The sequence below is a fragment of the Anaeromassilibacillus sp. An250 genome (genome assembly GCF_002159845.1).
Lineage (GTDB): Bacteria > Bacillota > Clostridia > Oscillospirales > Acutalibacteraceae > Anaeromassilibacillus > Anaeromassilibacillus stercoravium.
Map to the genome: position 1 here is coordinate 74,509 of NZ_NFJK01000001.1, position 25,189 is coordinate 99,697.

A 25,189-nucleotide genomic window follows, 5' to 3' on the forward strand; every position below is an offset into this window, starting at 1 on the left:
GATTCTTCTGCTTTTTAGGAATGTTTAAATTTTTCCAAATAGACCGCCACAGAACGCGACATTTCCCTGGAAAATGCAGATAGGTACTTTCGTTTGCAAAACGCATCCATATAGGATGGATACGAAAAATCCGTCTGCTTTTCACGCTCCGCACGCTCACAGAACCATTTTTCGTGTTCGGACGCAGAGAATGTGTGATAACGGTTCTCCTGGACAATATACGCCGGAGCAAAACGCTCCGGTTTCTTTCGGTTTTGCTGCTGGTCCGTCGGATACCCATAGACCACCATTGCGGCAGGCATCACGTAATCGGGCAAATCCAACAGCTCTCGATGGATTTCTACCTGCTCCAAAATGTCACCGATATAGCAGGAACCGATTCCCAAACTTTGCGCCGCTACGACACTGTTCTGGGCGGCGATGCACGCGTCAGCTACAGCCAACATCAGGTCGCCTTCCGCCGGCAGACGGGGATTACATCCCGCAAATACAAATGCGTCGTACCAGCGCTGAAAATCCGCCAAAAACACCAACACCAGCGGCGCTTTGGCGATAAATGGCTGGTGATCGCACGTTTCCGCCAGGCGTTCTTTCAAATTTTGATCGGTGATCTGCAAAATGGTGTATAGCATTTGATTTCCGGCGGTCGGCGCCTGCATCGCAGCTCCTAAAATAATCTCCTGCGCCTCCTTGGTGATCGGTTTCTCTAAAAAAACACGCGTCGATTTTCGATCCCAAAGGCTCTGTAAAATGGGATTATCCATTGGTTCACTCTCCTCTTTATGCATATGGATATTCAACCAAAAAGGCTAACATGGAGGATCTTATGGAAAAAGAAATTTGGTACCAAAAGTTGAATATCTATTTCGTGGGGTTCTATTTGATCTTCAGCATTTGCCTCATCACATACTATCTGGCGAACGGGCGACTCTATTATGCGACCTTGGGGCTGGGAGGGATTCTTCTCCTCTTACTGCCAGCCGCTTTTGAGCGTGTATGCGGCCTTGTCCCCGTCTACCAGTTTCGTTTTCTTCTCTACGGGTTCAGTTTTTTGGCCTACGTTGTGGGGCTCGCCATGCAGGGATACCATTTTATTCCGTTGTACGACAAAGTGATGCATACTCTGTCGGGCACCTTCGGAACCTTTCTAGGCGTGGTACTGTTCTATATCTTGAAACACGGCCGGCGGGTACAGCAGCAGGATTTTCCCTTGGTAGCCATTTTCTCCATTTCCGCATCGATGGCGGCTGCCGGATTATGGGAGATCGGCGAATATCTGGTCGGCTTATTTTTTCCCTGTGATCCACAGCAAGTGGCCTTGACGGGCGTATCCGATACCATGCAGGATATGATTGTTTGCCTGGTTGGAAGCCTCCTATGGCTTCCTTTCCTCTTCCGATATTACCGAAAGCAAAAGGCTGATTTCTTGATGGGATGCTTCCGCACATTTTTAAGTAAAAACCTGAGCCAGGAAGAGCCATATGGGATGGAAGAATGAATGATACCAATTGCCTGTATCGGATGTATCCCCATCCCCTTTCCGGCATGATTCACCTTCCAGCAGAATATTCTATAAAAACAGTGGCTCACACCAGCGGCACGCAATATCCAAGAAAGGCGGTATTCCCATGATCCCCATATATCCATACATAAAACGTGAAACCAAATGCAAGGAAATTCCCATTCCATTCCCGCCGCAACACCAATACAATCAGCCCGGCGCCGAATTTCTCATGGACCCGCGCCCCATCTCAGAAAACCCGGAACAGAAGGGGAGCGGGAAACTCCTAGATCGGGTTGCAATTATTACCGGAGGAGACAGCGGCATCGGGCGTGCGGTCTCCTATGCCCTTGCCAGGGAGGGCGCGGATATCGTCATCGCCTATTTCAACGAACACCGTGATGCTCAGGAAACTAAGCAACATGTGGAAAAACTGGGGCGTAAATGTCTTGTGGTCTCCGGAGATCTAAAAAAGGAAGCCGTCGCCCAGGAAATTGTCCGGCAAACAATGCATTGCTTCGGAAAAATCGATGTTTTAGTCAACAACCATGCGGTTCAATTCGTCCAAAGAAGCATCCTGGATATTTCCGCAGAGCAGCTCGATTTGACATTCCGCACCAATGTCTATGGGTTCTTCTATATGATAAAAGCAGCACTGCCCTATTTAAAACCGGGCAGCTCCATCATCAATACGACTTCCGTCACCGCGTATAGAGGCAGCCCGGAACTATTGGACTACAGCGCCACAAAGGGGGCCATTCTGGCGCTGACACGTTCCCTTTCCCTAAGCATGGTGGAACGTGGTATCCGCGTCAACGGCGTTGCCCCCGGGCCAATCTGGACCCCTCTGATCCCCGCCTCCTATTCTGCACGTGAAGTGGAAACCTTCGGAACCTATACCTCGCAGGTCCCGATGATGCGCGCCGGCCAGCCCTTTGAAGTTGCACCTTGTTACGTATTCCTGGCCAGCGACGATTCCAGCTATATGACGGGACAGGTATTGCATCCGGACGGAGGAACCATCGTCAATGGCTGATTCCAAACGAAAAGAATCTTTATAGAATGAAAATCGGAACGAACAGCATGCAAAAAGGGCTTCACCCAAGCGGATGAAGCCCTTTATTAAGCAAGAAAATTACTCGTTGATCTTAATAACAACGCCGGAACCAACCGTACGGCCGCCTTCACGGATAGCGAAACGGAGACCTTCCTCGATTGCAATCGGGGTGATCAGCTCAACGTCCATCTCGACGTTATCGCCAGGCATGCACATCTCGGTGCCTTCCGGCAGGCTGATAACACCAGTAACGTCGGTCGTTCTGAAATAGAACTGCGGACGATAGTTGTTGAAGAACGGAGTATGACGGCCGCCTTCATCCTTCGTCAGGACGTAAACCTGGCCGCGGAACTTCGTGTGCGGATGAATGGTGCCCGGCTTTGCGAGAACCTGTCCACGCTCGATTTCCGTTCTCTGGATACCACGGAGCAGAGCACCGACGTTGTCGCCAGCCTCAGCAAAATCGAGGACCTTACGGAACATCTCAAGGCCGGTGATAACGGTCTTCTTGCGCTCTTCGGTCAAGCCGATGATCTCGACTTCTTCGCCAACCTTTGCCATGCCGCGCTCAACTCTACCAGTTGCAACGGTGCCACGGCCGGTGATGGTGAATACGTCCTCAACAGGCATCAAGAACGGCAGGTCGGACTTACGCTCCGGAGTCGGAATGTAGCTATCGACAGCGTCCATCAGCTCATGGATGCACTTGTACTCCGGTGCATTCGGATCCTTGGAATCGGACTCCAGAGCCTGGAGAGCGGAACCACGGATGATCGGGGTGTCGTCGCCCGGGAACTCATACTCGTTCAGCAGGTCACGAATTTCCATCTCGACCAGATCGAGCAACTCCGGATCGTCAACCTGATCCGCCTTGTTCATGAACACAACGATATACGGCACGCCAACCTGACGGGAGAGCAGGATGTGCTCTCTGGTCTGCGGCATCGGGCCGTCAGCAGCAGAAACAACCAGGATAGCGCCGTCCATCTGAGCAGCACCGGTGATCATGTTCTTAACATAGTCAGCATGGCCGGGGCAGTCAACGTGTGCATAGTGACGGGTCGCGGTCTGATATTCGACGTGCGCAGTGTTGATCGTGATACCACGCTCTCTCTCTTCAGGAGCCTTATCGATGTTTGCGTAATCGACGAACTCTGCGTCGCCCTCGAGGTTGAGGACCTTCGTGATCGCAGCGGTCAGCGTGGTCTTACCATGGTCAACGTGGCCGATGGTGCCAATGTTAATATGCGGTTTGGATCTTTCGAATTTTGCTTTTGCCATTGGGATTCTCCTCCTTTTTATAATACAGATCAGAGATTTTTTAAAGTTAGAACTATGCTATCATTTTACCAAGGACATGGCGAAAAATCAAGCACATTTTGTAACTTATTCAGCCTTTTTCCCGCGTTCGCTGATGATGGAATCCGAAACAAACTTCGGAACTTCTGCATAGTGGTCGGGCTCCATCGTATACTGGCCTCTGCCCTGCGTCTTAGAACGCATGTCGGTTGCATAACCAAACATCTCGGACAGCGGGACCATCGCGGTGATCTGCTGTGCGCCGGAAACGGCGTCCATGCCCTGGATCATACCGCGGCGGGCGTTCAGGTCGCCGATAACGTCGCCCATATAGTCCTCAGGCACCGTAACAACAACCTTCATGATCGGCTCCAGAATCACCGGGTCAGCCTTCTTCATAGCCTCTTTAAACGCCATGGAACCGGCGATCTTAAAGGCCATTTCAGAGGAGTCAACTTCATGATAGGAACCATCATACAGCGTAACTTTTACATCCACAACGTTGTAGCCAGCCAGTACGCCGGAGAGCATTGCTCCCTGGATACCTTGATCGACCGCAGGAATGTATTCCTTCGGGATCGCGCCGCCAACCGTTGCATTGACGAACTCGTAACCCTTTTCCGGGTTCGGCTCGATCTTAATCTTAACATGACCATACTGGCCTTTACCACCGGACTGTCTTGCATACTTGGTATCCACATCCGCCAGCTTGCGGATGGTCTCCTTGTAAGCAACCTGCGGCTTACCGACATTCGCTTCCACCTTGAATTCGCGCAGAAGTCTGTCTACGATGATTTCCAGGTGCAGTTCGCCCATGCCGGCGATGATCGTCTGGCCGGTCTCCTCATCGGTATAGGCCTTAAAGGTCGGGTCCTCTTCCGCCAGCTTTGCCAGCGCAATGCCCATCTTCTCCTGGCCAGCCTTTGTCTTCGGCTCAATAGCCACACGGATAACCGGCTCCGGGAATTCCATGGACTCCAGAATAACCGGATGCTTTTCATCGCACAGGGTGTCGCCCGTGGTGGTGTTCTTCACACCGATTGCCGCGGCAATATCACCTGCGTAGACAATGTCGATATCCTGGCGGTGGTTCGCGTGCATCTGCAGAATACGGCCGATTCTCTCATTGGTATCCTTCACCGAGTTGTAAACCGTGGCGCCTGCACTCAATGTGCCGGAGTACACACGGAAATAGCACAGCTTTCCAACGAACGGGTCGGTCGCAATCTTAAACGCAAGCGCAGAGAACGGCTCGCTGTCGGATGCATGGCGGTCTTCTTCCTCGCCGGTCTCCGGGTTTGTACCACGGATTGCGGGGATGTCGGTCGGGGCCGGCATATAATCGACAATTGCATCCAAGAGCTTCTGCACGCCCTTGTTCTTGTAGGAAGTACCACAGGTTACCGGCACCATGGTGTTGGCAATCGTGGACTTACGGATCGTACGGACGATCTCTTCCTTCGTGAGCTCTTCACCAGAGAGGTATTTCTCCATGAGCTCGTCGTCCTGCTCAGCGACATGCTCAAGCAGTGCATTGTGATATTCCTCAGCGATATCACGCATATCCTCCGGAATATCCTCGACGCGCATATCTTTTCCCATGTCGTCATAGTAGACGTCGGCCTTCATATCGATCAGGTCGATGATCCCACGGAAGGTATCTTCACTGCCGATCGGAAGCTGAATCGGAACGGCGTTGCACTTGAGGCGTTCCTTCATCATTTTGACGACATTATAAAAATCAGCGCCCATGATGTCCATCTTATTGACGTACGCCATACGCGGAACATGGTATTCTTCCGCCTGACGCCAAACGGTTTCGGACTGGGGCTCAACACCGCCCTTTGCACAGAAAACGGTTACCGAACCGTCCAAAACGCGCAGGGAACGTTCCACTTCTACGGTGAAATCCACGTGGCCGGGGGTGTCGATGATGTTGATACGGTGGCCCTTCCAGAAGCAGGTTGTTGCAGCGGAGGTAATGGTGATGCCTCTCTCCTGCTCCTGCGCCATCCAGTCCATCGTCGCAGCGCCATCGTGCGTCTCGCCGATCTTATGGTTAACACCCGTATAGTACAGAATACGTTCTGTCGTCGTTGTTTTACCGGCATCGATGTGCGCCATGATACCGATATTGCGGGTCATTTCGAGTGATACCTGCCTTGGCATAGTTTCCTCCTTAAAGTTCTGAGAATAGTTGACAGCTTGCGCCGATTACCATCTGTAATGTGCGAAAGCTCTGTTAGCCTCTGCCATCTTGTGCGTATCATCGCGCTTCTTGGCAGCACCGCCAGCACCATTAACAGCATCAAGGATCTCGCCAGCAAGTCTCTCCTTCATGGTCTTTTCAGATCTGAGTCTGGAATAGTTGGTCATCCAGCGCAGGCCCAGGGTCTGTCTTCTCTCTGGACGAACCTCCATCGGCACCTGATAGGTAGCGCCGCCAACACGGCGGGCCTTGACTTCGAGCTGCGGCATGACATTTTCCATCGCCTGCTCAAAGACCTCCAGCGGCTCTTTGCCGGTCTTTTCACGGATAATGTCGAATGCACCATAGACAATCTTCTGGGCAACGCCCTTCTTGCCGTCGTACATGACATTGTTAATCAGACGAGTTACAAGCTTCGAATTGTAAAGCGGATCGGGCAAAACATCACGTTTTGCGATATTTCCTCTTCTTGGCACTTTACTTCCCTCCTTCACAGAATGATATCATAGGTACTCGAAAGCGACAAACTCCCGTTGGCCAATACAGAGGCGTCCGCTATAGAAAATCTATATAAAACGCCGCTGCATTGTCATTCATGTTTTACATGCAGCCGTTCGGATATTGTCAAATTAGAGTGTGGGGGCCGGCTTACTTTGTAGCCTTACCAGCCTTCGGACGCTTCGCACCATACTTGGAACGAGCCTGCATACGCTTGGCAACGCCCTGCGCATCCAGCGTACCGCGGATAATGTGATAACGAACGCCAGGCAGGTCCTTAACACGGCCGCCGCGGATCATCACGACGCTGTGCTCCTGCAGGTTGTGGCCCACGCCAGGGATATACGCACTGACTTCGATTCCGTTGGAGAGCCTTACTCTGGCAATCTTACGAAGTGCGGAATTCGGCTTCTTCGGGGTAGCCGTCTTAACAGACGTGCAAACACCACGCTTTTGCGGGGAATCCTGATCGATCGCAATGCGCTTCTTGGAGTTCCAACCCTTCAAAAGTGCAGGAGCCTTCGCCTTCTTTTCGCTTACCTCACGGCCAGTATGAACTAACTGGTTAAATGTTGGCATACGACACCTCCTCACATAAAAGTTAATATATGTTAAGCGGAAAACCGCTAAACACCAAATAAAAAGGGATTAAACACAATTTTATCCTGTTCCAGAAAAGGAATTCCTGGAACAGGATAAATTTTTATAAACTTCACAACACGGGGGCAAAATATGCTGAATTTCCCCAGCATTTCCTGCGGATTTTATTCATCCTTTCCACAAACTGTAGCATTTGGAAGAATCTTCTCCAGCCCACCGTTACAATTGGATATTATAGCGCTAAATGGCCTGATTTGTCAAGTCCTCACCTTCATGCTGAATCTCGACGCCACTGTAGCATTTCATGCCCGTACCGGCCGGGACCAGCTTGCCGATGATGACGTTTTCCTTCAAGCCGAGCAGCGGGTCCACCTTGCCCTTGATTGCAGCATCGGTGAGCACGCGGGTCGTCTCCTGGAAGGAAGCTGCGGAGAGGAAGGAATCGGTTGCCAAAGACGCCTTTGTGATACCGAGCAGCGTCGGCGAACAGGTCGCTTCGCGGAGATCGGTCTCTCCGGCGGCAATGCGCTCGCGGACAATCTGATTCTCCGCTTCAAACTCGGTTTTTTCCACCAAAGAGCTGGGCAGCAGCTTTGTATCGCCCGGATCTTCGACCTTGACTTTCTTCATCATCTGACGCACGATGACCTCGATGTGCTTGTCGTTGATGTCAACGCCCTGCATCCGGTAAACACGCTGCACTTCTTCGATCAAGTAATCCTGCACGGCATGCGTGCCGCTGATGGCCAACACATCGTGCGGGTTGACCGAACCTTCGGTGATCCGGGTTCCCTTTTCGATCACATCGCCTTCGTTGACGATGATCCGGGAGCCGAACGGGATCAGGTAGGACTTGCTCTCGCCGCTCTCCTGATCGGTCACGACCACATGGCGGTTTTTCTTGATGTCCTCAAACGTCACCCGGCCGCCAATCTCACTGATAATGGCCAAATGCTTCGGTTTGCGGCCTTCGAACAGCTCTTCGACGCGGGGAAGACCCTGTGTAATATCCTCTGCGCTGGCGACGCCGCCGGTGTGGAACGTTCTCATGGTCAACTGCGTACCAGGCTCGCCGATGGACTGGGCCGCGATGATGCCGACCGCCTCGCCGACCGTGACCGGCTGGCCGTTTGCCAGGTTTGCGCCGTAGCACTTCTTGCAGACGCCGTGGCGCGCGCGGCAATTCAGGATCGAACGCACCTTGATGCGCTCCACGCCGTGCCCAACAATGATGTCCGCATCGTTGTCGTCCATCATCTTGTCCTTGGAAACAAGCACGGCACCCGTCTCCGGATCGACAAAGTCTTCCACCAGGTAACGCCCGATCAAACGCTCGTGCAGGGACTCGATGGACTCCTTGCCTTCCTTAATATCGAAGACCTCCAGGCCGTCGGTTGCACCGCAGTCCTCTTCGCGGATGATGACATCCTGCGAGACGTCAACCAGACGGCGGGTCAGGTAACCGGAGTCCGCTGTACGCAGAGCGGTATCTGCCAAGCCCTTTCTGGCGCCACGGGAGGAAATGAAGTATTCCAAAATGTTCAAGCCTTCACGGTAGTTTGCACGAATCGGGATCTCGATCGTCTTACCGGAGGTGTTTGCAATCAGGCCGCGCATGCCCGCGAGCTGACGGATCTGGCTCATGGAACCACGAGCGCCGGAATCCGCCATCATGAAAATCGGGTTGTAGCGGTCCAGGCCCTTCTGCAGGGCGTCGGTTACATCGTTGGTCGCCTTTTCCCAAGTCTTCAGTACGGCGTTGTAACGCTCGCTGTCGGAAAGCAAACCGTTCTTAAACTGATCGGTGACCAGGTCGATCTTCTTTTCCGCCTCGGAGATGATCTCCTTTTTCTGCGGCGGGATCGTTGCATCGCAGACAGCAACTGTGATGGCGCTCTTGGTGGAATATTTATATCCCTGCGCCTTCACCGCGTCCAGCACTTCCGAGGTCTTCGGAACGCCGTGTACCTTGATGCATTTATCAATAATCTTTCCCAGCTGCTTCTTGCCAACCAGGAATTCAATTTCAAACTTAAAGCGGTTCTCCGGATCGGAGCGGTCCACAAAGCCGAGGTCCTGTGGGATCGGGCGGTTAAAGATCATGCGTCCCACCGTGGTATCCACCAGGCGGGAAACCATCTTGCCGTCGATCTCCATGGTGCGGCGGACCTTGATCTTCGCGTGCAGGCCGACGATATGCGCATCATATGCCATAATCGCCTCGTCGAAGTCGCGGAAGACTTTGCCTTCGCCCGGCTCGCCGTCCTTTTCCAAGGTGAGGTAATAGGAACCCAGGACCATGTCCTGCGTCGGAACCGTCACCGGACGTCCGTCGGAAGGCTTGAGCAGGTTGCCAGCCGCCAGCATCAGGAAGCGGGCCTCCGCCTGCGCTTCGGAGGACAGCGGAACGTGCACAGCCATCTGGTCGCCGTCGAAGTCCGCGTTATACGCCGTACATGCCAGCGGATGGAGCTTCAGGGCGCGGCCTTCCACCAGGACCGGTTCGAACGCCTGGATGCCCAGTCTATGCAGCGTCGGCGCACGGTTGAGCAACACCGGGTGGTTCTTGATGACGATTTCCAGCGCATCCCACACCTCTGGCTTCGCGCGCTCGACCGCCTTTCTTGCCGCCTTGATGTTGCCAGCGGCGCCGGTTTCCACCAAGCGCTTCATCACAAAGGGCTTGAACAGCTCCAGCGCCATCTCCTTCGGCAGGCCGCACTGGTACATCTTCAATTCCGGCCCAACCACGATAACCGAACGGCCGGAGTAGTCCACGCGCTTGCCCAACAGGTTCTGGCGGAAACGTCCCTGCTTGCCCTTCAGCATGTCGGAGAGGGACTTCAACGGGCGGTTGTTCGGGCCCGTCACAGGACGGCCGCGGCGGCCGTTGTCGATCAAAGCGTCAACCGCCTCCTGCAGCATGCGCTTTTCGTTGCGGACAATGATATCCGGCGCACCGAGTTCCAACAGGCGCTTCAAGCGGTTGTTGCGGTTGATAACACGGCGATAGAGGTCGTTCAGGTCGGAGGTGGCAAAGCGGCCGCCGTCGAGCTGGACCATCGGGCGGATGTCCGGCGGAATAACCGGTACCACGTCGAGGATCATCCACTCCGGGCGGTTGCCGGAGAGACGGAACGCCTCCACAACCTCCAGGCGCTTCAAAATGCGCACACGCTTCTGGCCGGAAGCCGTCGCCAATTCGTCCTTGAGTTCTGTGGACTCCTTCTCCAGGTCAATCTCTTCCAGCAGGGTCTTGATCGCCTCCGCGCCCATGCTGGCCTGGAAGTCATCCTCATACTTTTCCCGCAGATCGCGGTACTCTTTCTCCGTCAGGAGCTGCTTCTTCTGCAATTCTCGAACATTGCCGGGATCTGTGACGATATACAGGGCAAAATAGAGCACCTTTTCCAGCATACGGGGGGATATATCCAGAATCAAACCCATACGGGAGGGGATTCCTTTAAAGTACCAGATGTGCGATACGGGCGCTGCCAACTCAATGTGGCCCATACGCTCGCGGCGGACCTTGGACCGCGTGACTTCCACGCCGCAGCGGTCGCAGATCTTGCCCTTATAGCGGATGCGCTTGTACTTTCCGCAATGGCACTCCCAGTCCTTCTGCGGTCCAAAAATGCGTTCACAGAAGAGGCCGTCGCGCTCCGGCTTTAGGGTACGATAGTTGATCGTCTCCGGCTTCTTGACCTCGCCATAAGACCACTCCCGGATCTTATCCGGCGAAGCCAGCCCGATTTTTATTGATTCAAATTCGTTGAATTCCATTTTGTGACCCCCTTCTCTTTATTCCTGCTCGCCGTCTACATCAGAAGAAATGTCAAAGGGTTCCTCCTTTTCAAAGAGGTCGTCGTCCCCATCGGACGGGAAATCGTCCCCGCCGAAGAGGTCGTCGTCCTCATGTTCTTCCGTCGAATAACCGTCCAGTTCTCCATCCTCCACGGTCGGCTCGTCGAACAGATCGTCCGAGGGGGTGAAGCCCATGTCGTCATCGTCGTCGAAGTTCTGCTTAAGGTCGATTTCTTCGTTGTTCTTGTCAAGCACCTTGACGTCCAGTCCCAAGGACTGCAATTCCTTGATCAAGACCTTGAAGGACTCTGGAACACCCGGCTTCGGGATATTCTGTCCCTTCACAATCGCCTCGTAGGTCTTGACGCGGCCGACCACGTCGTCCGACTTGACCGTCAGGATCTCCTGAAGGGTATAAGCAGCGCCGTATGCCTCCAGCGCCCAAACTTCCATCTCGCCGAAGCGCTGGCCGCCGAACTGCGCCTTGCCGCCCAACGGCTGCTGCGTAACGAGCGAATACGGGCCCGTGGAACGCGCGTGAATCTTATCGTCAACCAGGTGATGCAGCTTAAGGTAATACATATAGCCGACTGTGACCGGGTTGTCGAAATATTCACCTGTACGGCCGTCCTTCAGCATGATCTTGCCGTCCTCACGCATCCCCGCCTGCTTAAAGCACTCGCGGATGTCGTCCTCATGCGCGCCGTCGAAAACCGGCGTCATGATCTTCCAGCCCAACGCCTTGGCCGCCATGCCGAGGTGCACTTCCAAAACCTGACCGATGTTCATACGGGACGGAACGCCCAGGGGGTTCAACACAATATCGAGCGGCGTGCCATCCGGCAGGAACGGCATATCCTCCACCGGCAGGATGCGGGACACAACGCCCTTGTTTCCGTGACGGCCCGCCATCTTATCGCCGACGGAGATCTTTCTCTTCTGGGCAATATAGCAGCGCACAACCTTGTTGACGCCGGGGCTCAACTCGTCGTGGCTGTTCTCACGGGTAAAGACCTTGACATCGACCACGATGCCGTATTCGCCGTGGGGCACGCGCAGAGAAGTATCGCGCACTTCGCGGGCTTTTTCGCCAAAGATCGCGCGCAGCAGGCGCTCTTCCGCAGTCAGCTCCGTTTCGCCCTTCGGCGTAACCTTGCCGACCAGGATATCGCCCGCACGCACTTCTGCGCCCACGCGGATGATACCGCTTTCGTCGAGGTCGCGCAGGAGGTCTTCATTGACGTTCGGAATATCTCTGGTGATCTCCTCCGGCCCGAGCTTTGTATCGCGGGCCTCGGTCTCGTATTCTTCAATGTGGATGGACGTATAGACGTCGTCGCGGACGATCTTCTCACTGATCAGAACCGCGTCCTCGTAGTTGTAACCTTCCCAGGTCATGAAGCCGATCAGGGCGTTTTTGCCGAGGCTGATCTCGCCGTCCTTGGTCGCCGGCCCGTCTGCGATGACGTCGCCCTCCTGGACGCGGTCACCCACGCTGACTACCGGAACCTGATTGACACATGTTCCCTGGTTGGAGCGCATAAACTTGATGATGTGGTAGGTATCGATCTCGCCGTCGTCGCGTGTCACGCGGACCTCATCCGCACTGACGCTGCGTACCACGCCGGCGTGCTTTGCCAGCACGCAAACGCCGGAGTCAACGCCCGCCTTATATTCCATACCAGTGCCCACGATCGGGGATTCCGTCTTGAGCAGCGGAACCGCCTGCCGCTGCATGTTGGAACCCATCAGTGCACGGTTTGCGTCGTCGTTCTCCAGGAAGGGGATCATTGCCGTTGCCACGGAAACAACCATCCGCGGAGACACGTCCATGAAGTCCGCACGCTCGCGCTCCACTTCGACGAACTCGTCGCGGGAACGGGCATTGACCTTTGTATGCAGGAAGCGCCCGTTTTCATCCAGCGGTTCGTTTGCCTGCGCAACGATGTATTCGTCCTCCATGTCGGCGGTCATGTAGACCACTTCGTTGGTGACGATGCCCGTCTCCTTGTCCACCCGGCGGTAAGGCGCCTCGATGAAGCCATACTGGTTGATCCGGGCAAAGGTAGCCAGATAGGAGATCAAGCCGATGTTCGGACCTTCCGGCGTCTCAATTGGGCACATGCGCCCATAGTGGCTGTAGTGTACGTCGCGAACTTCGAATCCGGCGCGGTCTCTGGAAAGGCCGCCAGGACCCAACGCGGAAAGACGGCGCTTATGCGTCAGCTCCGCCAGCGGGTTGGTCTGATCCATAAACTGGGACAACGGCGAAGAGCCAAAGAATTCCTTGATCGCAGCCACCACGGGACGGATGTTGATGAGCGAATGCGGGGTCAGGACCTCCAGGTCCTGCGCCTGCAGGGTCATGCGCTCGCGAATAACACGCTCCAAACGGGAAAAACCAATACGGAACTGGTTCTGCAGCAATTCGCCCACCGAGCGGATGCGGCGGTTTCCCAGATGGTCGATGTCGTCGACCGTGCCCAGCCCAACTGCCAGGCAGTTCATATAGTTGATGGACGAGAAGATATCGTCGATGATGATGTGCTTGGGGATCAGTTCGTCCTTGCGGGAACGGACCGCGTCCTTGAGCGCTTCCTCGTCGTCTCCGCACTCGCCGAGAATCTCCGCCAAGACGCTGAAACGAACGCGCTCGTTGATGTCGCACTCCGCAGCTGCATCAAAATTCACGAACTTCTGAATATCCACCATGCCGTTGGAGATGACCTTGACCTCGCGCTCGTTCACGGTGACATAGGCCACGCTGACGCCGGCGTCGTCGATCTCTTTTGCCAGCTCACGGGAAACGACTTGGCCCTCTTCCGCCATCAGCTCGCCGGTAAGCGGGTTGACAATCGGGCGGGAGAGCTGCTGGCCGGTGATGCGGCCCGCAAGGTTCAATTTTTTGTTGTATTTGTAGCGGCCCACGCGGGAGAGGTCGTAACGGCGCGCGTCAAAGAACAGGCCGTTGATGTGGGACTGTGCGCTCTCAATGGTGGGGGGCTCGCTCGGGCGCAGCTTTCGATAGACTTCGAAGAGCGCCTCTTCCATGTTCTTGCAAGGGTCTTTTTCGATGGTTGCGTTGATGCGGTCGTCGTCGCCGAAGTACTCGCGGATCTCCTCGTCACTGCCCAAACCCAGAGCGCGGATAAAGACTGTCACGGGGATCTTGCGGTTCTTATCGATGCGGACATAGAACACATCATTGGCGTCGTTTTCGTATTCCAGCCACGCGCCGCGGTTCGGAATAACGGTGGAGCTGAACAATTCCTTGCCGGTCTTGTCATACTCCATCTTGTAATAGACGCCGGGAGAACGAACCAACTGGGATACGATGACGCGCTCCGCGCCATTGATCACAAAGGTGCCGCTTTCCGTCATCAGCGGGAAATCGCCCATAAAGACCTCGGATTCCTTGATCTCTCCACTCTCCTTGTTCAAGAGGCGGGCGGTCACCCGGAGTGCAGCCGCATAGGTGGCGTCGCGCTCCTTGCACTCTTCCACGCTATAGTTCGGCTTGTCGACATCCAGTTTGTAGTCCACAAAATCGAGGACCAGATTGCCCGTATAGTCCGTAATCCCTGAGACGTCCTTAAAAACTTCCTTTAAGCCTTCGTCCAGGAACCACTTATAGGAATTTTTCTGGATCTCGATCAGATTGGGCATATCCAGCACTTCGTCAATGCGCGAGAAGCTCATGCGGACATTTTTGCCGACCTGTACCGGTTTGACATTCACCATTGGCTCAATCACTCCATTCAAAAATTTACCATCCTGATTGTGGCATCTATAATGGGAAACACAACTCTCTTGCAAGAGGGGCTTGCCTTTTTGGGGGAGTTGTGATATGATAAGCAAGCATGGATATGCGTATATCTTTCCATGATGATGCAGTTTAATATTTTATAACAATATATAGTGTTTGTCAAGGTAATTTGTGGTTTTACCTTGACTTTTTTGTTTTTTTATGTAGATACAAACTTTCCACCTGCTTTTCTGTACAAAAGCTCTAATTTTCTCGAAGGTTTTCCCCATCTTCTTTACAAAAAAAGCCGTCCCGGCGTATCCAAACGGAGCTCCGGGACGGCCTTTTTCTGTTATTCAAGCGATGAATCGCTCCTGTATGGTACAAAATACAATCCCCAGTCCTGCTGAGAATAGGATCAACAGGATCGGGTGCGGCTTTTTCCAGAGCAACAGTGCCAGCGCCAATGCAAAAATGCAGACACCAATCCAATTGACCGCAGTGAAACTTCCTTCTGGAAAGAAGCTGGTCGTACAGACGGAAAATGCCGCCGCCGCGATCAACCCCACTACGGCGGGCCGCAGACCATACAGCGCCCCCTGGACAAAGTGGTTTTCCTGCATGGACAAGAACCACTTTGCCACCAGCAGGATGATGAGAAAGGACGGCAGCACGACACCGGCCGTCGCGCAGACCGCTCCCAAAATCCCCGCCGTCTCCGCACCGATATACGTTGCGATATTCACCGCAAACGGCCCTGGCGTGGATTCGCTCACCGCAATAAAGTCGATCAGATCCGTGAAGCTCAGCCAGTGGTTCTGTAGGACCTCCTCCTGAATCAGCGGGATCATCGCATATCCGCCGCCGATGGTGAAAAGCCCGATTTTAAAGAACGTTAGGAACAGATGCAGCAAGATCACGGTGCCTCTCCCCCTTTCCGCTTTTGCCAAAGCTGAAAGGCAATCCCGGCAACCGCAGCGCATATAATCACAACAATCACGTTCAGGCTGAACAGTGCCACCAAGATAAAGGCCGCTGCTGCCACCACGATCGCAAACACATTCTTCGGGCATTGTTTGGACAATTTAAAAACCGCGTTTATAATCAGCACAGCTACCCCGGCGCGAACACCTTCAAAGGCATAGCTGACATATTTCAGCTCCTTAAACTGTTCCAAGACCCCTGCTAAGAGCAGGATGACCAGAAAAGAAGGCAGCACCACACCGATCGTGGCAAAAAGGGCCCCTAAGAACCCCGCCACACGGTAACCGACAAACGTAGCGGAATTGACCGCAATGGTCCCCGGCGTTGATTCTGCAATCGCTAACATATCCAGCAGATCCTGATCGTCAATCCAATGGCGCGACTCAATCGTCTCCCGCTGGATCAGTGGGATCATGGCATAGCCTCCCCCAAAGGTAAACGCGCCGATCTTTAAAAAGGTGACGAACAGCGCCGCGCACCGCCGCCCAAGAGATTCCTGTTCCATCCCATACCCTTCCCATTTCCATGTTTTCTTTCATTATATCTTGGGAAGGCCCGGCAAACAATGCCATTTTGGTTAAATCGTGTTTTCTTGTGCTAGAAAATGCTCCAAGTTCTGTTCGTGGAACGGGACGTCGTACTGCCCAAAACCGCCCCAATAGTTGCGGATCTCAGCGCGCAAGGCCGGGTCATCCGTCTCCTGGTAGAGCTCCTTGACATAGGGCAGGGAGGCTTCCGGCGTAGCGTATAGGGCTTCGAGGTCCACTGAATCCAGTGTCCCCGCCTGATAGCGGCCGATGTTGTACCGTGCGATCAGTCCGTCCACATTGCTGTAGCACAGGAGCAAAAAGCAGATGGAAAAGGCGAGCACCAATGCCTTGGCCAGATTAACTCTGCGAAATTGCGCGACGATCACGATGGCAAAAACGATGAACAGCAGAACCATAAACCAGCTGGTGTACACGCGCAGGAGGGTCAATCCATACTGTTGGATGTATAAGACCATCTTGCTCAGAGCCGTCACAATCAACAGAAGGGTTTCCGCGGAGAGCAATACCGAGAACACGACCAGCGGGCGCACCGGTGTTTCTCCCTTTTTCACGGTGAACAGGCGCACGCCTCCCAACACCGCCAGATTGATCATCGCCACCCCGCAGAGCTCAAAAAAGCCCTGGCGGGCATATTCGGCATAGGTAAGCCCCTCCGGACGCACGCCCGCAAATGCAGAAAACAGGGTGGCTGCCTGGGCGCCAAAGAACAGGAGGTAAACCCCGGTGAGCAGCGCCAAGACCGTGACCGTCATCGCGGGCGGCAGCTTGCGGCGCTTCTCACGGGCTTTTTCCACATCTTCTTTCCCGCGGACCGCTACAAAGCGCTTTTGCAGGTTTCCGTAGAACATTCCAAAGAAATAGCATCCCACCAGCGCCGCCGGAAGCAGCCGCAGCAGGAACTCCAGCAACCGTTCCCCGAATTCCGCGGTCATTTCCTGCACCATCCGCGCAAAGGTTTGGTCCGCCCTTGTCAGCAGCGTCCCCACAACCATGACGAGGGGGATCGCCACCAAAATGCCCAAGACAGCCGCCAGCGCATTTTTGCTCCGGCGGCTTTTGCCCGCTGCACCGCGCAAAATCTTGGGGCTGCAAGTAAAATTGGAAAAGGGAATCCGAAACAATTGATCCAGCAGGTCCGGCACAACAAACCGACCGAGGGAGGGTTCCAGCCGGGAGCCGCACGCCGCTGCAATCCAATACACAGTCACGATCATGCAAAAGAATAGGTTGAAAAATTTCAACACTCCATTTGAGAACAGCGCAAAGTAGAGTGCGGAGACCATGGAAAGCCCCAACCAGCCATAGCTGCTCTTGGGCGGCGAGATCTTCTGTTTCCGCATGTAGAGTAAGGCCGTCGTATAGAAACAGGCGGCGAAGATTGTAACGCCTACGCCGAGGGAATACGGCGCTAAGAGCGCCAGTGGGTTTACCAGCCAGACAAAGAGATACCCGCACACCAGTGCCAGGATCGCAAAGCAGGCATCCACCCCTGTGAAGGGAATCGACGGTTCTTTTTTGCCCTTGAGGCCGGCAGGCGCCGATGGGTCCTGATAGACGCGTTCCGCCGGCAAAATGGGCGCACCAGTGGTTTGGGGTACGCTTGCCGCGCCCTCATGATTCGGTTCCATATGCATTTGTCCGATGCTCCTTTCCGTATGTTTCTTAAGATTCTCGATATTCCAGAAGATCCGCCGGCTGGCAGTCCAGCGCGCGGCAGATCGCTTCCAGGGTTGAAAACCGGATCGCCTTGGCCTTGTTGTTTTTCAAGATCGACAGGTTTGCGGGGGTGATCCCGACCTTCTCCGCCAACTCTCCCGCCGAAATCTTCCGCTTGGCCATCATGACGTCCAGATTGACAACAATCGGCATGTCGCTCTTCCTTTCATCGCCCGTGGGCGTCAAATGGTGTAATCGTTTTCCGTCTTAATCTCAATGGCCTGTTCAAATACATTCTTGACCACCCGCACAATCAGCCCGCAGAAGGCCGCCGCAGCCGCCACCAGAAAAAACGACGTGTAATAAAAGCCGGAAACCAGGGTCACCACCCCCACTGCAATGCACAGCCAGGAAATTGCCCGCAGCAGCGTGACGTTCTCCTGCTCAAACACCCTCTCCCGGCGAAGATTGCGCAAAAGGCGGTGTAAACACAGAAGCAGAAATAGGCCGGGTACCGCACAGCAGTAAATCGTAATCCGGAACGCCAGATGGATGGCTTGTGCGTCCGGCGATTCCCCAAAGTACCAGGCCACGATCTGCGGGGCAAAGATCACCCCAGCCACCAACAATACCAAAAACAGCCTGGTGCAGAAGATGGACAACATAAGAGATTTGGATTTCGTCCACATCGCGGTTCCTCCTTTGTTTTTCTGCTTCTATTCTAGCACGCTTGAAATCGTTTTGCAATATATTTTTATCGTTTTTCAATAAATTTATACTGATATTCAAAAAGAAAAGCCCGCGGAAACCCGCGGGCAGTTGCAATGCGTATAAAATTTGGAAAGACAAACTCAATATTGGTCGAACAATCCCGTAAAATCAAAGGTGGCAAAATAGTCCTTCGGCGTCTCCGCGCGGCGGATCAATTGGGTGGTCCCGTCCTCCTTCAGAAGGACCTCCGCAGAGCGGAGCTTGCCGTTGTAATTGTATCCCATCGAGAAACCATGCGCCCCGGTGTCGTGGAAAACAAGCAGATCCCCCATGTCAATCTTCGGCAGCATACGGTCGATGGCAAACTTATCGTTGTTCTCGCACAACCCTCCGGTGACATCATACTGGTGGTCGCAGGGCTGATCCTCCTTGCCCATCACCGTGATGTGGTGATACGCGCCGTACATCGCTGGGCGCATCAAATTGGCGGCACAAGCGTCCACGCCGATGTACTCCTTGTAGATGTGCTTCTCATGGATGGCCTTCGTCACCAGGCAGCCGTTTGGCCCAAGCATATAGCGGCCCAGTTCTGTAAAGATCGCCACGTCGCCCATTCCGGCGGGAACCAGGACCTCTTCATACGCCTTGCGTACCCCCTCGCCCACGGCCAGGATGTCCACTTCCTGCTGCTCCGGGCGATACGGGATTCCCACGCCGCCGGAAAGGTTGATAAATGCAATATGGGCCCCTGTCTTTTCTTTCAGCTCCACCGCCAGCTCAAACAAAATGCGCGCCAGGGTGGGGTAATATTCGTTCGTCGTGGTGTTGCTGGCCAGGAAGGCATGGATGCCAAAATGCTTTGCACCCAATTCCTGCAATTTCTTGTAGCCTTCGATCATCTGCTCCTTGGTAAAGCCGTACTTCGCATCGCCGGGGTTGTCCATGATCGTATTGCTGATTGCAAACTTCCCGCCCGGGTTGTACCGGCAGCTGATCGTCTCCGGGATTCCAACGAGGCTGTTCAAAAAGTCGATGTGGGTGAAGTCGTCGAGGTTGATCGTCGCATGCAGCTTTGCCGCATACTGGAAGTCCTGAGCCGGCGTGTCGTTGGAGGAAAACATGATGTCGCTTCCGGAGAAGCCGCACGCTTCGGACATCATCAGCTCGGTCAGCGAGGAGCAATCGACGCCGCAGCCCTCCTCCTGCAAAATCTTCAAAATGAACGGATTCGGCGTCGCCTTTACCGCAAAATATTCCTTGAAGCCCTTGTTCCATGCGAATGCCTTCTGGAGATTGCGCGCGCGCTCACGGATGCCCTTCTCGTCATACAGGTGGAACGGCGTCGGATATTCTTCGACAATTTTTTGCAATTGTTCATTGGTGACAAATGGCTTTTTCATCTGGCTCCCACTTTCCTCATTCATTTCCGCGCCGCAAGTTAGCGCAGATTAACTTTCAAAATTGACGTTTACAGTATAAAAAAGATTTGTTTTTTTGTCAAGTCAAGCCGCATAAAGCAATATGCGTGGTCAATCGACCATCTGGAGGAATTCCTCCTCTGTGAGGATCGGAACGCCGAGCTGCTGTGCTTTTGTCAGCTTGCTTCCGGCCTCCTCTCCCGCAAGGACATAGCTGGTCTTTTTCGAAACGCTGCCGCTCACTTTCCCGCCGAGCTTTTCGATCACCGCCGAAGCCTCCGCTCGCGTCATTGTCGGGAGCGTTCCCGTTAGGACAAAGGTCTTTCCCGCAAACCGGGTATCGTTCACCACGGTCTTGCTCAGCAGGTTCACTCCCGCATCGCGCAGGCGCCCAATCAAGTGCGCGGTGCTGGAAAGGTCGAAGAATTGCCGGATACTCTCCGCCATGATGCCGCCGAAGCCGTCAATCGCGGCAATCTCCTCCGCACTCGCTTGGAAGATGGCATCCATACTGCCAAAATGGGCGGCCAGCAGTTTGGCAGCTTTCAGGCCGATGTGCGGGATGCCCAAGGCGTAAACCAGCCGGTAGAGGTCGTTTTCCTTGCTCCGTTCAATGGCTTGCAGCAGATTTTGCGAGGACTTCTCCCCCATGCGCTCCAGCTCCTGTAGCTGCGGCTGGGTCAGGCGGTAAAGATCCGCTGGGGAAGCCACCCGTTCGCGCTCCACCAACTGTTCGATCAACGCCGGGCCCAGCCCGTCGATGTCCATGGCGTCACGGCTGCTGAAATGGATCATGTGGCGCACCAGCTGTGCGGGGCACTCCGGATTTGTGCAGCGTATAGCGGCCTCGCCCTCTTCACGGGTGACCGGGCCACCGCAGGAGGGACATACCTCCGGGATACGGTAGGGCTCCGCATCCGGGTTGTGCGCGGCCACGGAGACCACCTCCGGGATAATCTCCCCCGCCTTGCGCAGGACAACCGTGTCCCCAATGCGGATGTCTTTTTCTGTGATGAAATCCTGGTTGTGCAGCGTCGCGCGGCTGACGGTTGTGCCCGCCAGCGTGACCGGCTCAAAGATACCGGTCGGCGTCAAGACGCCCGTGCGCCCGACATTGATTTCGATTTCCAGGAGCTTTGTCTCCTTCTCCTCCGGCGGATATTTGAACGCCTCCGCCCATTTGGGGAATTTCGCCGTGCTTCCCAAGAGGGAACGCTGCGAGAAGTCGTCCACCTTGACGACGGCGCCGTCGATGGAATATCCCAGGGAACCGCGCAGTTCCCCGATGCGGCGTACCTCTTCAATGACCTCCTGCATGGTAGGACAAGCTTTGTAAGAGGGCGGCACCGGGAAGCCCAGCTCCTTCAAAAAGTCCAGTGATTGCTTGTGGGAATGCAGTTCTTCCCCATAGACCTGCTGTACATTGAATACAAAGATATCCAAGGTCCGTGTCGCAGTAATGCGCGGATTCTTCTGCCGCAGAGAACCCGCCGCCGCATTGCGCGGGTTTTTAAAGGGCTTTTCATCGTTGAGCTCCTGGCGCGCCGCCAACTTGAAAAAGCTCTCATGCGACATGTAAACCTCGCCGCGCACCTCCAAATACGGAACTGGGCGGCTCAGCTTCAAAGGCACGGTCCGGACCGTCCGCAAATTTTCAGTGACATCCTCTCCCACCAGGCCGTCCCCGCGGGTGGAACCGCGCACAAAGAGGCCGTCGCGATACTCCAGGGAAACGGATAGCCCATCAAATTTTGGCTCCACAATGTAGACCGGATCGCTCACGACCTCGCGCACCCGGCGGTCAAAGTCCATCAGCTCTTCCTCGGAAAAGGAATCGTGCAGGCTTTCCATAGGGACCTCATGCTCCACCTTTTCAAAGGTGTTCAAGGGCGCACCGCCCACGCGCTGGGTGGGAGAATCGGGTTGAATCCACTCCGGATGGTCGTTTTCCAGCTGCTGCAATTGCCGGTACAGCATATCGTATTCATAATCATCGATCTCCGGGGCGTCTTCCACATAGTATTTTTGGTTATGATAGTTGATCTGTGCGATCAACTCTTGCATCTGCTGCTTTACCGCTTGTTCTTCCATGGCTTTTTCTCCTTCTTTTGCGCGAGCATTTTCCACGCACCCGCCGTCAAAGAGGCCGCCGGCGTATCCCGCCCGGCGGCCCGTTTTCGATTAGTTTGATTATACTCCATCCAGCCTATACACGTAAAGGGATGTTGGGAAAATTTATGCTTGAATATTCGCCATCAATTGAGGAACTTCCCCAATAATCACCGTTTCCGCCACAGGGATATCGGTTGTAATCTCGGTCGTGCCATTGTAGGCAGGCGGCAAAAACGAATAGATGCTGGCATGCACCCGCAGGCAGATGCGGTGTTTCGTCTGGTTAATCCCCGCTGATTCAAATGTACTCTCAAAATCCGCCGTCACATTGCCGGAAAGGGACAGGCGCACAGGGATATTGGGCCCACGCCCATGCAGAAGTTCACTGCCGAGCAGCGTTCCCAACGGCACACCGGTGTCCAAATGCTCCCCCAGTTGTTCCTGCACTCTCTGCAAGATCGATGCTTTGAGTTGGTTCATCTGATTCATGTCGGTTGTAACCGCTAAAATCTGCCCGGACTCTGCGCGCTCGATGTCCACCAAGTCTGTGTAGGAGACGGAATTTGCAGTCAATTCCTCCATGACCGCCCCGTTAATCGCCTCCACCGAGGTGATCCGCGCCTGATTGGTCACCATGGATTCGACGACCGGATGCAATCTCCAATCCAGAAACAGGAAGATTACGCCCAACAGTGCTACGATAGCCACCGCTTTTCCGATCCACCCTCCACGTCTGTGGCGGCGCGGCCTGCTTCTTCTCCATCGTCTCACGGCGCATCCCTCCTTTTGCTTCTTTTCCATCATACGCAAAAGGAAAAAAGCTGTGCAGACTTTTTCTGATTTCAGAGAAACAAAAAGGCACAGGGGGAAAACATCCCTCTGTGCCCGAAAAATTTTAAAAACTTATTCTGCATCCGCAGCCGGAGCTTCTTCCTGTGCAGGAACAGCCGCTTCTTCTTCAGCAGCCGCCGGCTCAAGCAACGCACGGATGGAAAGGCTGACGCGCTTCTTCTCGAAGTCGATGTCGGTGATCTTCGCCTTGACCACATCGCCGATCTTCAGCACATCCTGCGGCTTCTCGATTCTGTGATCCGCAATCTGAGAGATATGAATCAAGCCATCGATGCCCGGGATAATTCTTGCGAACGCACCGAAGGTGGTCATGCCAACCACGGTGACATCCGCAACCGTGCCGACCGGATACTCGCGCTTGAGGATCTCCCACGGGTTGTCCTCTGCACGCTTGTAGCCCAGGGAAATCTTGCCCTTCTCGCGGTCCAGACCTTTGATGTATACCTTTACGGTGTCGCCCACATTGACGACCTCGCTCGGATGCTTAATTCTGCTCCAGGACAGCTCGGAGATATGGATCATTCCGTCGATGCCGCCCAGGTCCACAAACGCACCATAAGCGGTGAGGGACTTCACAACACCGGTGTACTCCTTGCCGACCTCTGCGGTCTCCCAGAACTTGTCCGCCAGAGCCTTGCGCTCGTCCTTGAGGACGGAACGAATGGAACCGACCGCACGGCGGCGGTTGCGGTTGACCTCGATGATGCGGAAGCGGACTTCCTTCTTCAGCAGATCCTCCAGAGGATCGTTGCGGGACGCCGTTGCCTGGGAAGCGGGGATAAACACGCGCACGCCGTTGGTCACAGCGATCACGCCGCCCTTAATCACTTCGGTTACAACACCGGTCAGAATCTCCTGGCTCTCCTCTGCAGCCGCGACGGTTTCCCAGCCCTTTGCTGCGTCGAGGCGCTTCTTCGAAAGCATGATCGTACCTTCCTGATCGTTGGTGCGCATGATCAGGAGGTCCATTTCGTCGCCGATTTTTACCAGATCTTCGGGTTTTGCATTCGGGTCAGCAGACAGCTCGGCAACCGGAATAAATCCGGCCTGCTTTCTCCCAACATCTACATAGACCTCGTTGGGGGCAATGCCGACAACCACACCGTGTACCTTCTCATCTGTATTTAAACTTTTGAGGGATTCTTCAAGCATCTCCTCAAAGCTCGTATCGGCATTCTCCGTTGAATTCGCACCTGCGTTTTCAATAATTTCTGACATGGTAACTAGTACCTCCTTTATAATGCTTGCCGGTGTTGAGGCGCCGGCAGTAATGCCAACGGAAGCGGCTCCCTTCAGAGCCGACAGCGGAAGCTCCTCCGCTGTTTCGATGAGATATGTAGTGCAGTTCTGCCTACAAACATCGCGGAGTTTCGCAGTGTTTGAACTTTGCCTGCCGCCGATGACGATCATCGCATCGCAATGCTCGGACAATTCGACCGCTTCAGATTGACGCTTTGCAGTAGCATTACATATTGTATCAAAAATTGTGGCATTTGTATATACCTTTTTTATGATTTCCAAACAATTTTCCCATTCCGCCACGCTAAAAGTCGTCTGTGCGACAAAACATGCCGGTTTATTTTTTAAATCTGGAAAATTGTTCGTTAAATCTTCCAAATCTTTTGCATTTTTAAAAACATAACAGGACTGGCAATGGCCCCGAATTCCTTCCACCTCCGGATGGGTGGCATTCCCCGCAATCAGCACGGTTTGTCCCTTTGCAGAGGCCTCCGAAACAATTTTATGAATCTTGGCTACAAAAGGGCAGGTGGCATCCACATAAGCGATCCCTAAGCGGTGGATCTCCTCTAGGACAGCCTCCGATACCCCATGCGAGCGGATGACTAGGGTCGCACCCTGCGGCGTCTGGGACGGTGATTCCACGATTTGGACGCCGCGGGATTCCAGCTCCTGCAGCGTTTGCGGGTTATGAATAATCGGGCCCAGGGTACACACCCGTTTCCCCGCATCCAACAATGCAAATACCATCTGAACCGCACGGTTCACGCCAAAGCAGAAACCGGCCGATTTTGCTACGGTTACCTTCAAAAATCCGTCCTCCTGTCCGGCCGGTCTTACAAAAAGTTTACCCGGCCCCGCTCCAATTATGAACCCTTTCACGGGAAAAAGGCGTCTCTGCGCGATCCAAAAAGAAGCCTGTTTTCCTTCCAAAAAGAAACTTCTTTTTGGAA

Annotated in this window: 18 protein-coding genes; 2 read left to right on the forward strand and 16 right to left on the reverse strand. The window is 54.2% G+C overall.

Going from position 1 to position 25,189, the window contains the following annotated elements:
* Positions 1-14: 14 nt before the first annotated feature.
* The gene (locus B5F54_RS00380; RefSeq protein ID WP_087228902.1) at positions 15-764 is read right to left on the reverse strand and encodes a nitroreductase family protein; all 750 of its coding nucleotides are present in this window, start codon (positions 762-764) and stop codon (positions 15-17) included.
* Between the two features lie 62 nt (positions 765-826).
* Here B5F54_RS00380 and B5F54_RS00385 point away from each other — a divergent pair, with 62 nt between their 5' ends.
* Both B5F54_RS00385 and B5F54_RS00390 read left to right on the forward strand, forming a co-directional pair.
* Positions 827-1,498 carry a hypothetical protein gene (locus B5F54_RS00385; RefSeq protein WP_087228905.1) on the forward strand — a complete coding sequence of 224 codons (672 nt, stop codon included), beginning with the start codon at positions 827-829 and terminating at the stop codon, positions 1,496-1,498.
* Positions 1,499-1,628: 130 nt separating this feature from the next.
* Positions 1,629-2,537, forward strand: coding sequence for an SDR family oxidoreductase (locus B5F54_RS00390; protein WP_087228908.1), 909 nt, complete (start codon positions 1,629-1,631; stop codon positions 2,535-2,537).
* Between the two features lie 99 nt (positions 2,538-2,636).
* Here B5F54_RS00390 and tuf read toward each other — a convergent pair whose 3' ends face one another.
* The 15 genes from tuf to B5F54_RS00465 all read right to left on the reverse strand — a co-directional run bounded on the left by tuf (position 2,637) and on the right by B5F54_RS00465 (position 25,046).
* Positions 2,637-3,839, reverse strand: coding sequence for an elongation factor Tu (gene tuf, locus B5F54_RS00395; RefSeq protein WP_087228911.1), 1,203 nt, complete (start codon positions 3,837-3,839; stop codon positions 2,637-2,639).
* A 105-nt stretch (positions 3,840-3,944) separates the two neighbouring features.
* The gene (gene fusA, locus B5F54_RS00400) at positions 3,945-6,026 is read right to left on the reverse strand and encodes an elongation factor G (RefSeq protein ID WP_087228914.1); all 2,082 of its coding nucleotides are present in this window, start codon (positions 6,024-6,026) and stop codon (positions 3,945-3,947) included.
* Positions 6,027-6,071: 45 nt separating this feature from the next.
* Entirely contained in the window at positions 6,072-6,542 is a 471-nt protein-coding gene (gene rpsG, locus B5F54_RS00405; RefSeq protein ID WP_191362370.1) for a 30S ribosomal protein S7, read from the reverse strand.
* Between the two features lie 172 nt (positions 6,543-6,714).
* Complete coding sequence (rpsL, locus tag B5F54_RS00410; protein ID WP_054324206.1) at positions 6,715-7,143, reverse strand: 30S ribosomal protein S12; 429 nt, start codon at positions 7,141-7,143, stop codon at positions 6,715-6,717.
* Between the two features lie 261 nt (positions 7,144-7,404).
* Complete coding sequence (gene rpoC / locus B5F54_RS00415) at positions 7,405-10,947, reverse strand: DNA-directed RNA polymerase subunit beta' (protein ID WP_087228920.1); 3,543 nt, start codon at positions 10,945-10,947, stop codon at positions 7,405-7,407.
* A gap of 18 nt (positions 10,948-10,965) precedes the next feature.
* Positions 10,966-14,709: a DNA-directed RNA polymerase subunit beta gene (gene rpoB, locus B5F54_RS00420; protein ID WP_087228924.1), complete on the reverse strand. Its 3,744-nt coding sequence runs from the start codon at positions 14,707-14,709 to the stop codon at positions 10,966-10,968.
* Between the two features lie 360 nt (positions 14,710-15,069).
* Positions 15,070-15,633 carry a chromate transporter gene (locus B5F54_RS00425; RefSeq protein ID WP_087228927.1) on the reverse strand — a complete coding sequence of 188 codons (564 nt, stop codon included), beginning with the start codon at positions 15,631-15,633 and terminating at the stop codon, positions 15,070-15,072.
* Positions 15,630-16,202 carry a chromate transporter gene (locus tag B5F54_RS00430; protein WP_087228930.1) on the reverse strand — a complete coding sequence of 191 codons (573 nt, stop codon included), beginning with the start codon at positions 16,200-16,202 and terminating at the stop codon, positions 15,630-15,632. The genes B5F54_RS00425 and B5F54_RS00430 overlap by 4 nt, the downstream gene beginning before the upstream one ends.
* Before the next feature lie 72 nt (positions 16,203-16,274).
* A complete protein-coding gene (locus B5F54_RS00435; RefSeq protein ID WP_087228933.1) occupies positions 16,275-17,882 on the reverse strand; it encodes a DUF4153 domain-containing protein in 1,608 nt (535 codons plus the stop codon).
* Between the two features lie 28 nt (positions 17,883-17,910).
* The gene (locus B5F54_RS00440) at positions 17,911-18,117 is read right to left on the reverse strand and encodes a helix-turn-helix domain-containing protein (protein WP_087228936.1); all 207 of its coding nucleotides are present in this window, start codon (positions 18,115-18,117) and stop codon (positions 17,911-17,913) included.
* A 29-nt stretch (positions 18,118-18,146) separates the two neighbouring features.
* Positions 18,147-18,593 (reverse strand): DUF2975 domain-containing protein, encoded by a 447-nt coding sequence (locus B5F54_RS00445; protein WP_087228937.1) that lies wholly within the window; start codon positions 18,591-18,593, stop codon positions 18,147-18,149.
* Positions 18,594-18,755: 162 nt separating this feature from the next.
* The gene (locus tag B5F54_RS00450) at positions 18,756-20,015 is read right to left on the reverse strand and encodes a diaminopimelate decarboxylase (protein WP_087228940.1); all 1,260 of its coding nucleotides are present in this window, start codon (positions 20,013-20,015) and stop codon (positions 18,756-18,758) included.
* A 129-nt stretch (positions 20,016-20,144) separates the two neighbouring features.
* Entirely contained in the window at positions 20,145-22,124 is a 1,980-nt protein-coding gene (gene ligA, locus B5F54_RS00455) for an NAD-dependent DNA ligase LigA (protein ID WP_087228943.1), read from the reverse strand.
* Between the two features lie 144 nt (positions 22,125-22,268).
* Entirely contained in the window at positions 22,269-22,916 is a 648-nt protein-coding gene (gene yunB, locus B5F54_RS00460) for a sporulation protein YunB (protein WP_172749482.1), read from the reverse strand.
* Positions 22,917-23,048: 132 nt separating this feature from the next.
* Positions 23,049-25,046 (reverse strand): bifunctional 4-hydroxy-3-methylbut-2-enyl diphosphate reductase/30S ribosomal protein S1, encoded by a 1,998-nt coding sequence (locus tag B5F54_RS00465; RefSeq protein ID WP_087228948.1) that lies wholly within the window; start codon positions 25,044-25,046, stop codon positions 23,049-23,051.
* Positions 25,047-25,189 lie beyond the last annotated feature (143 nt).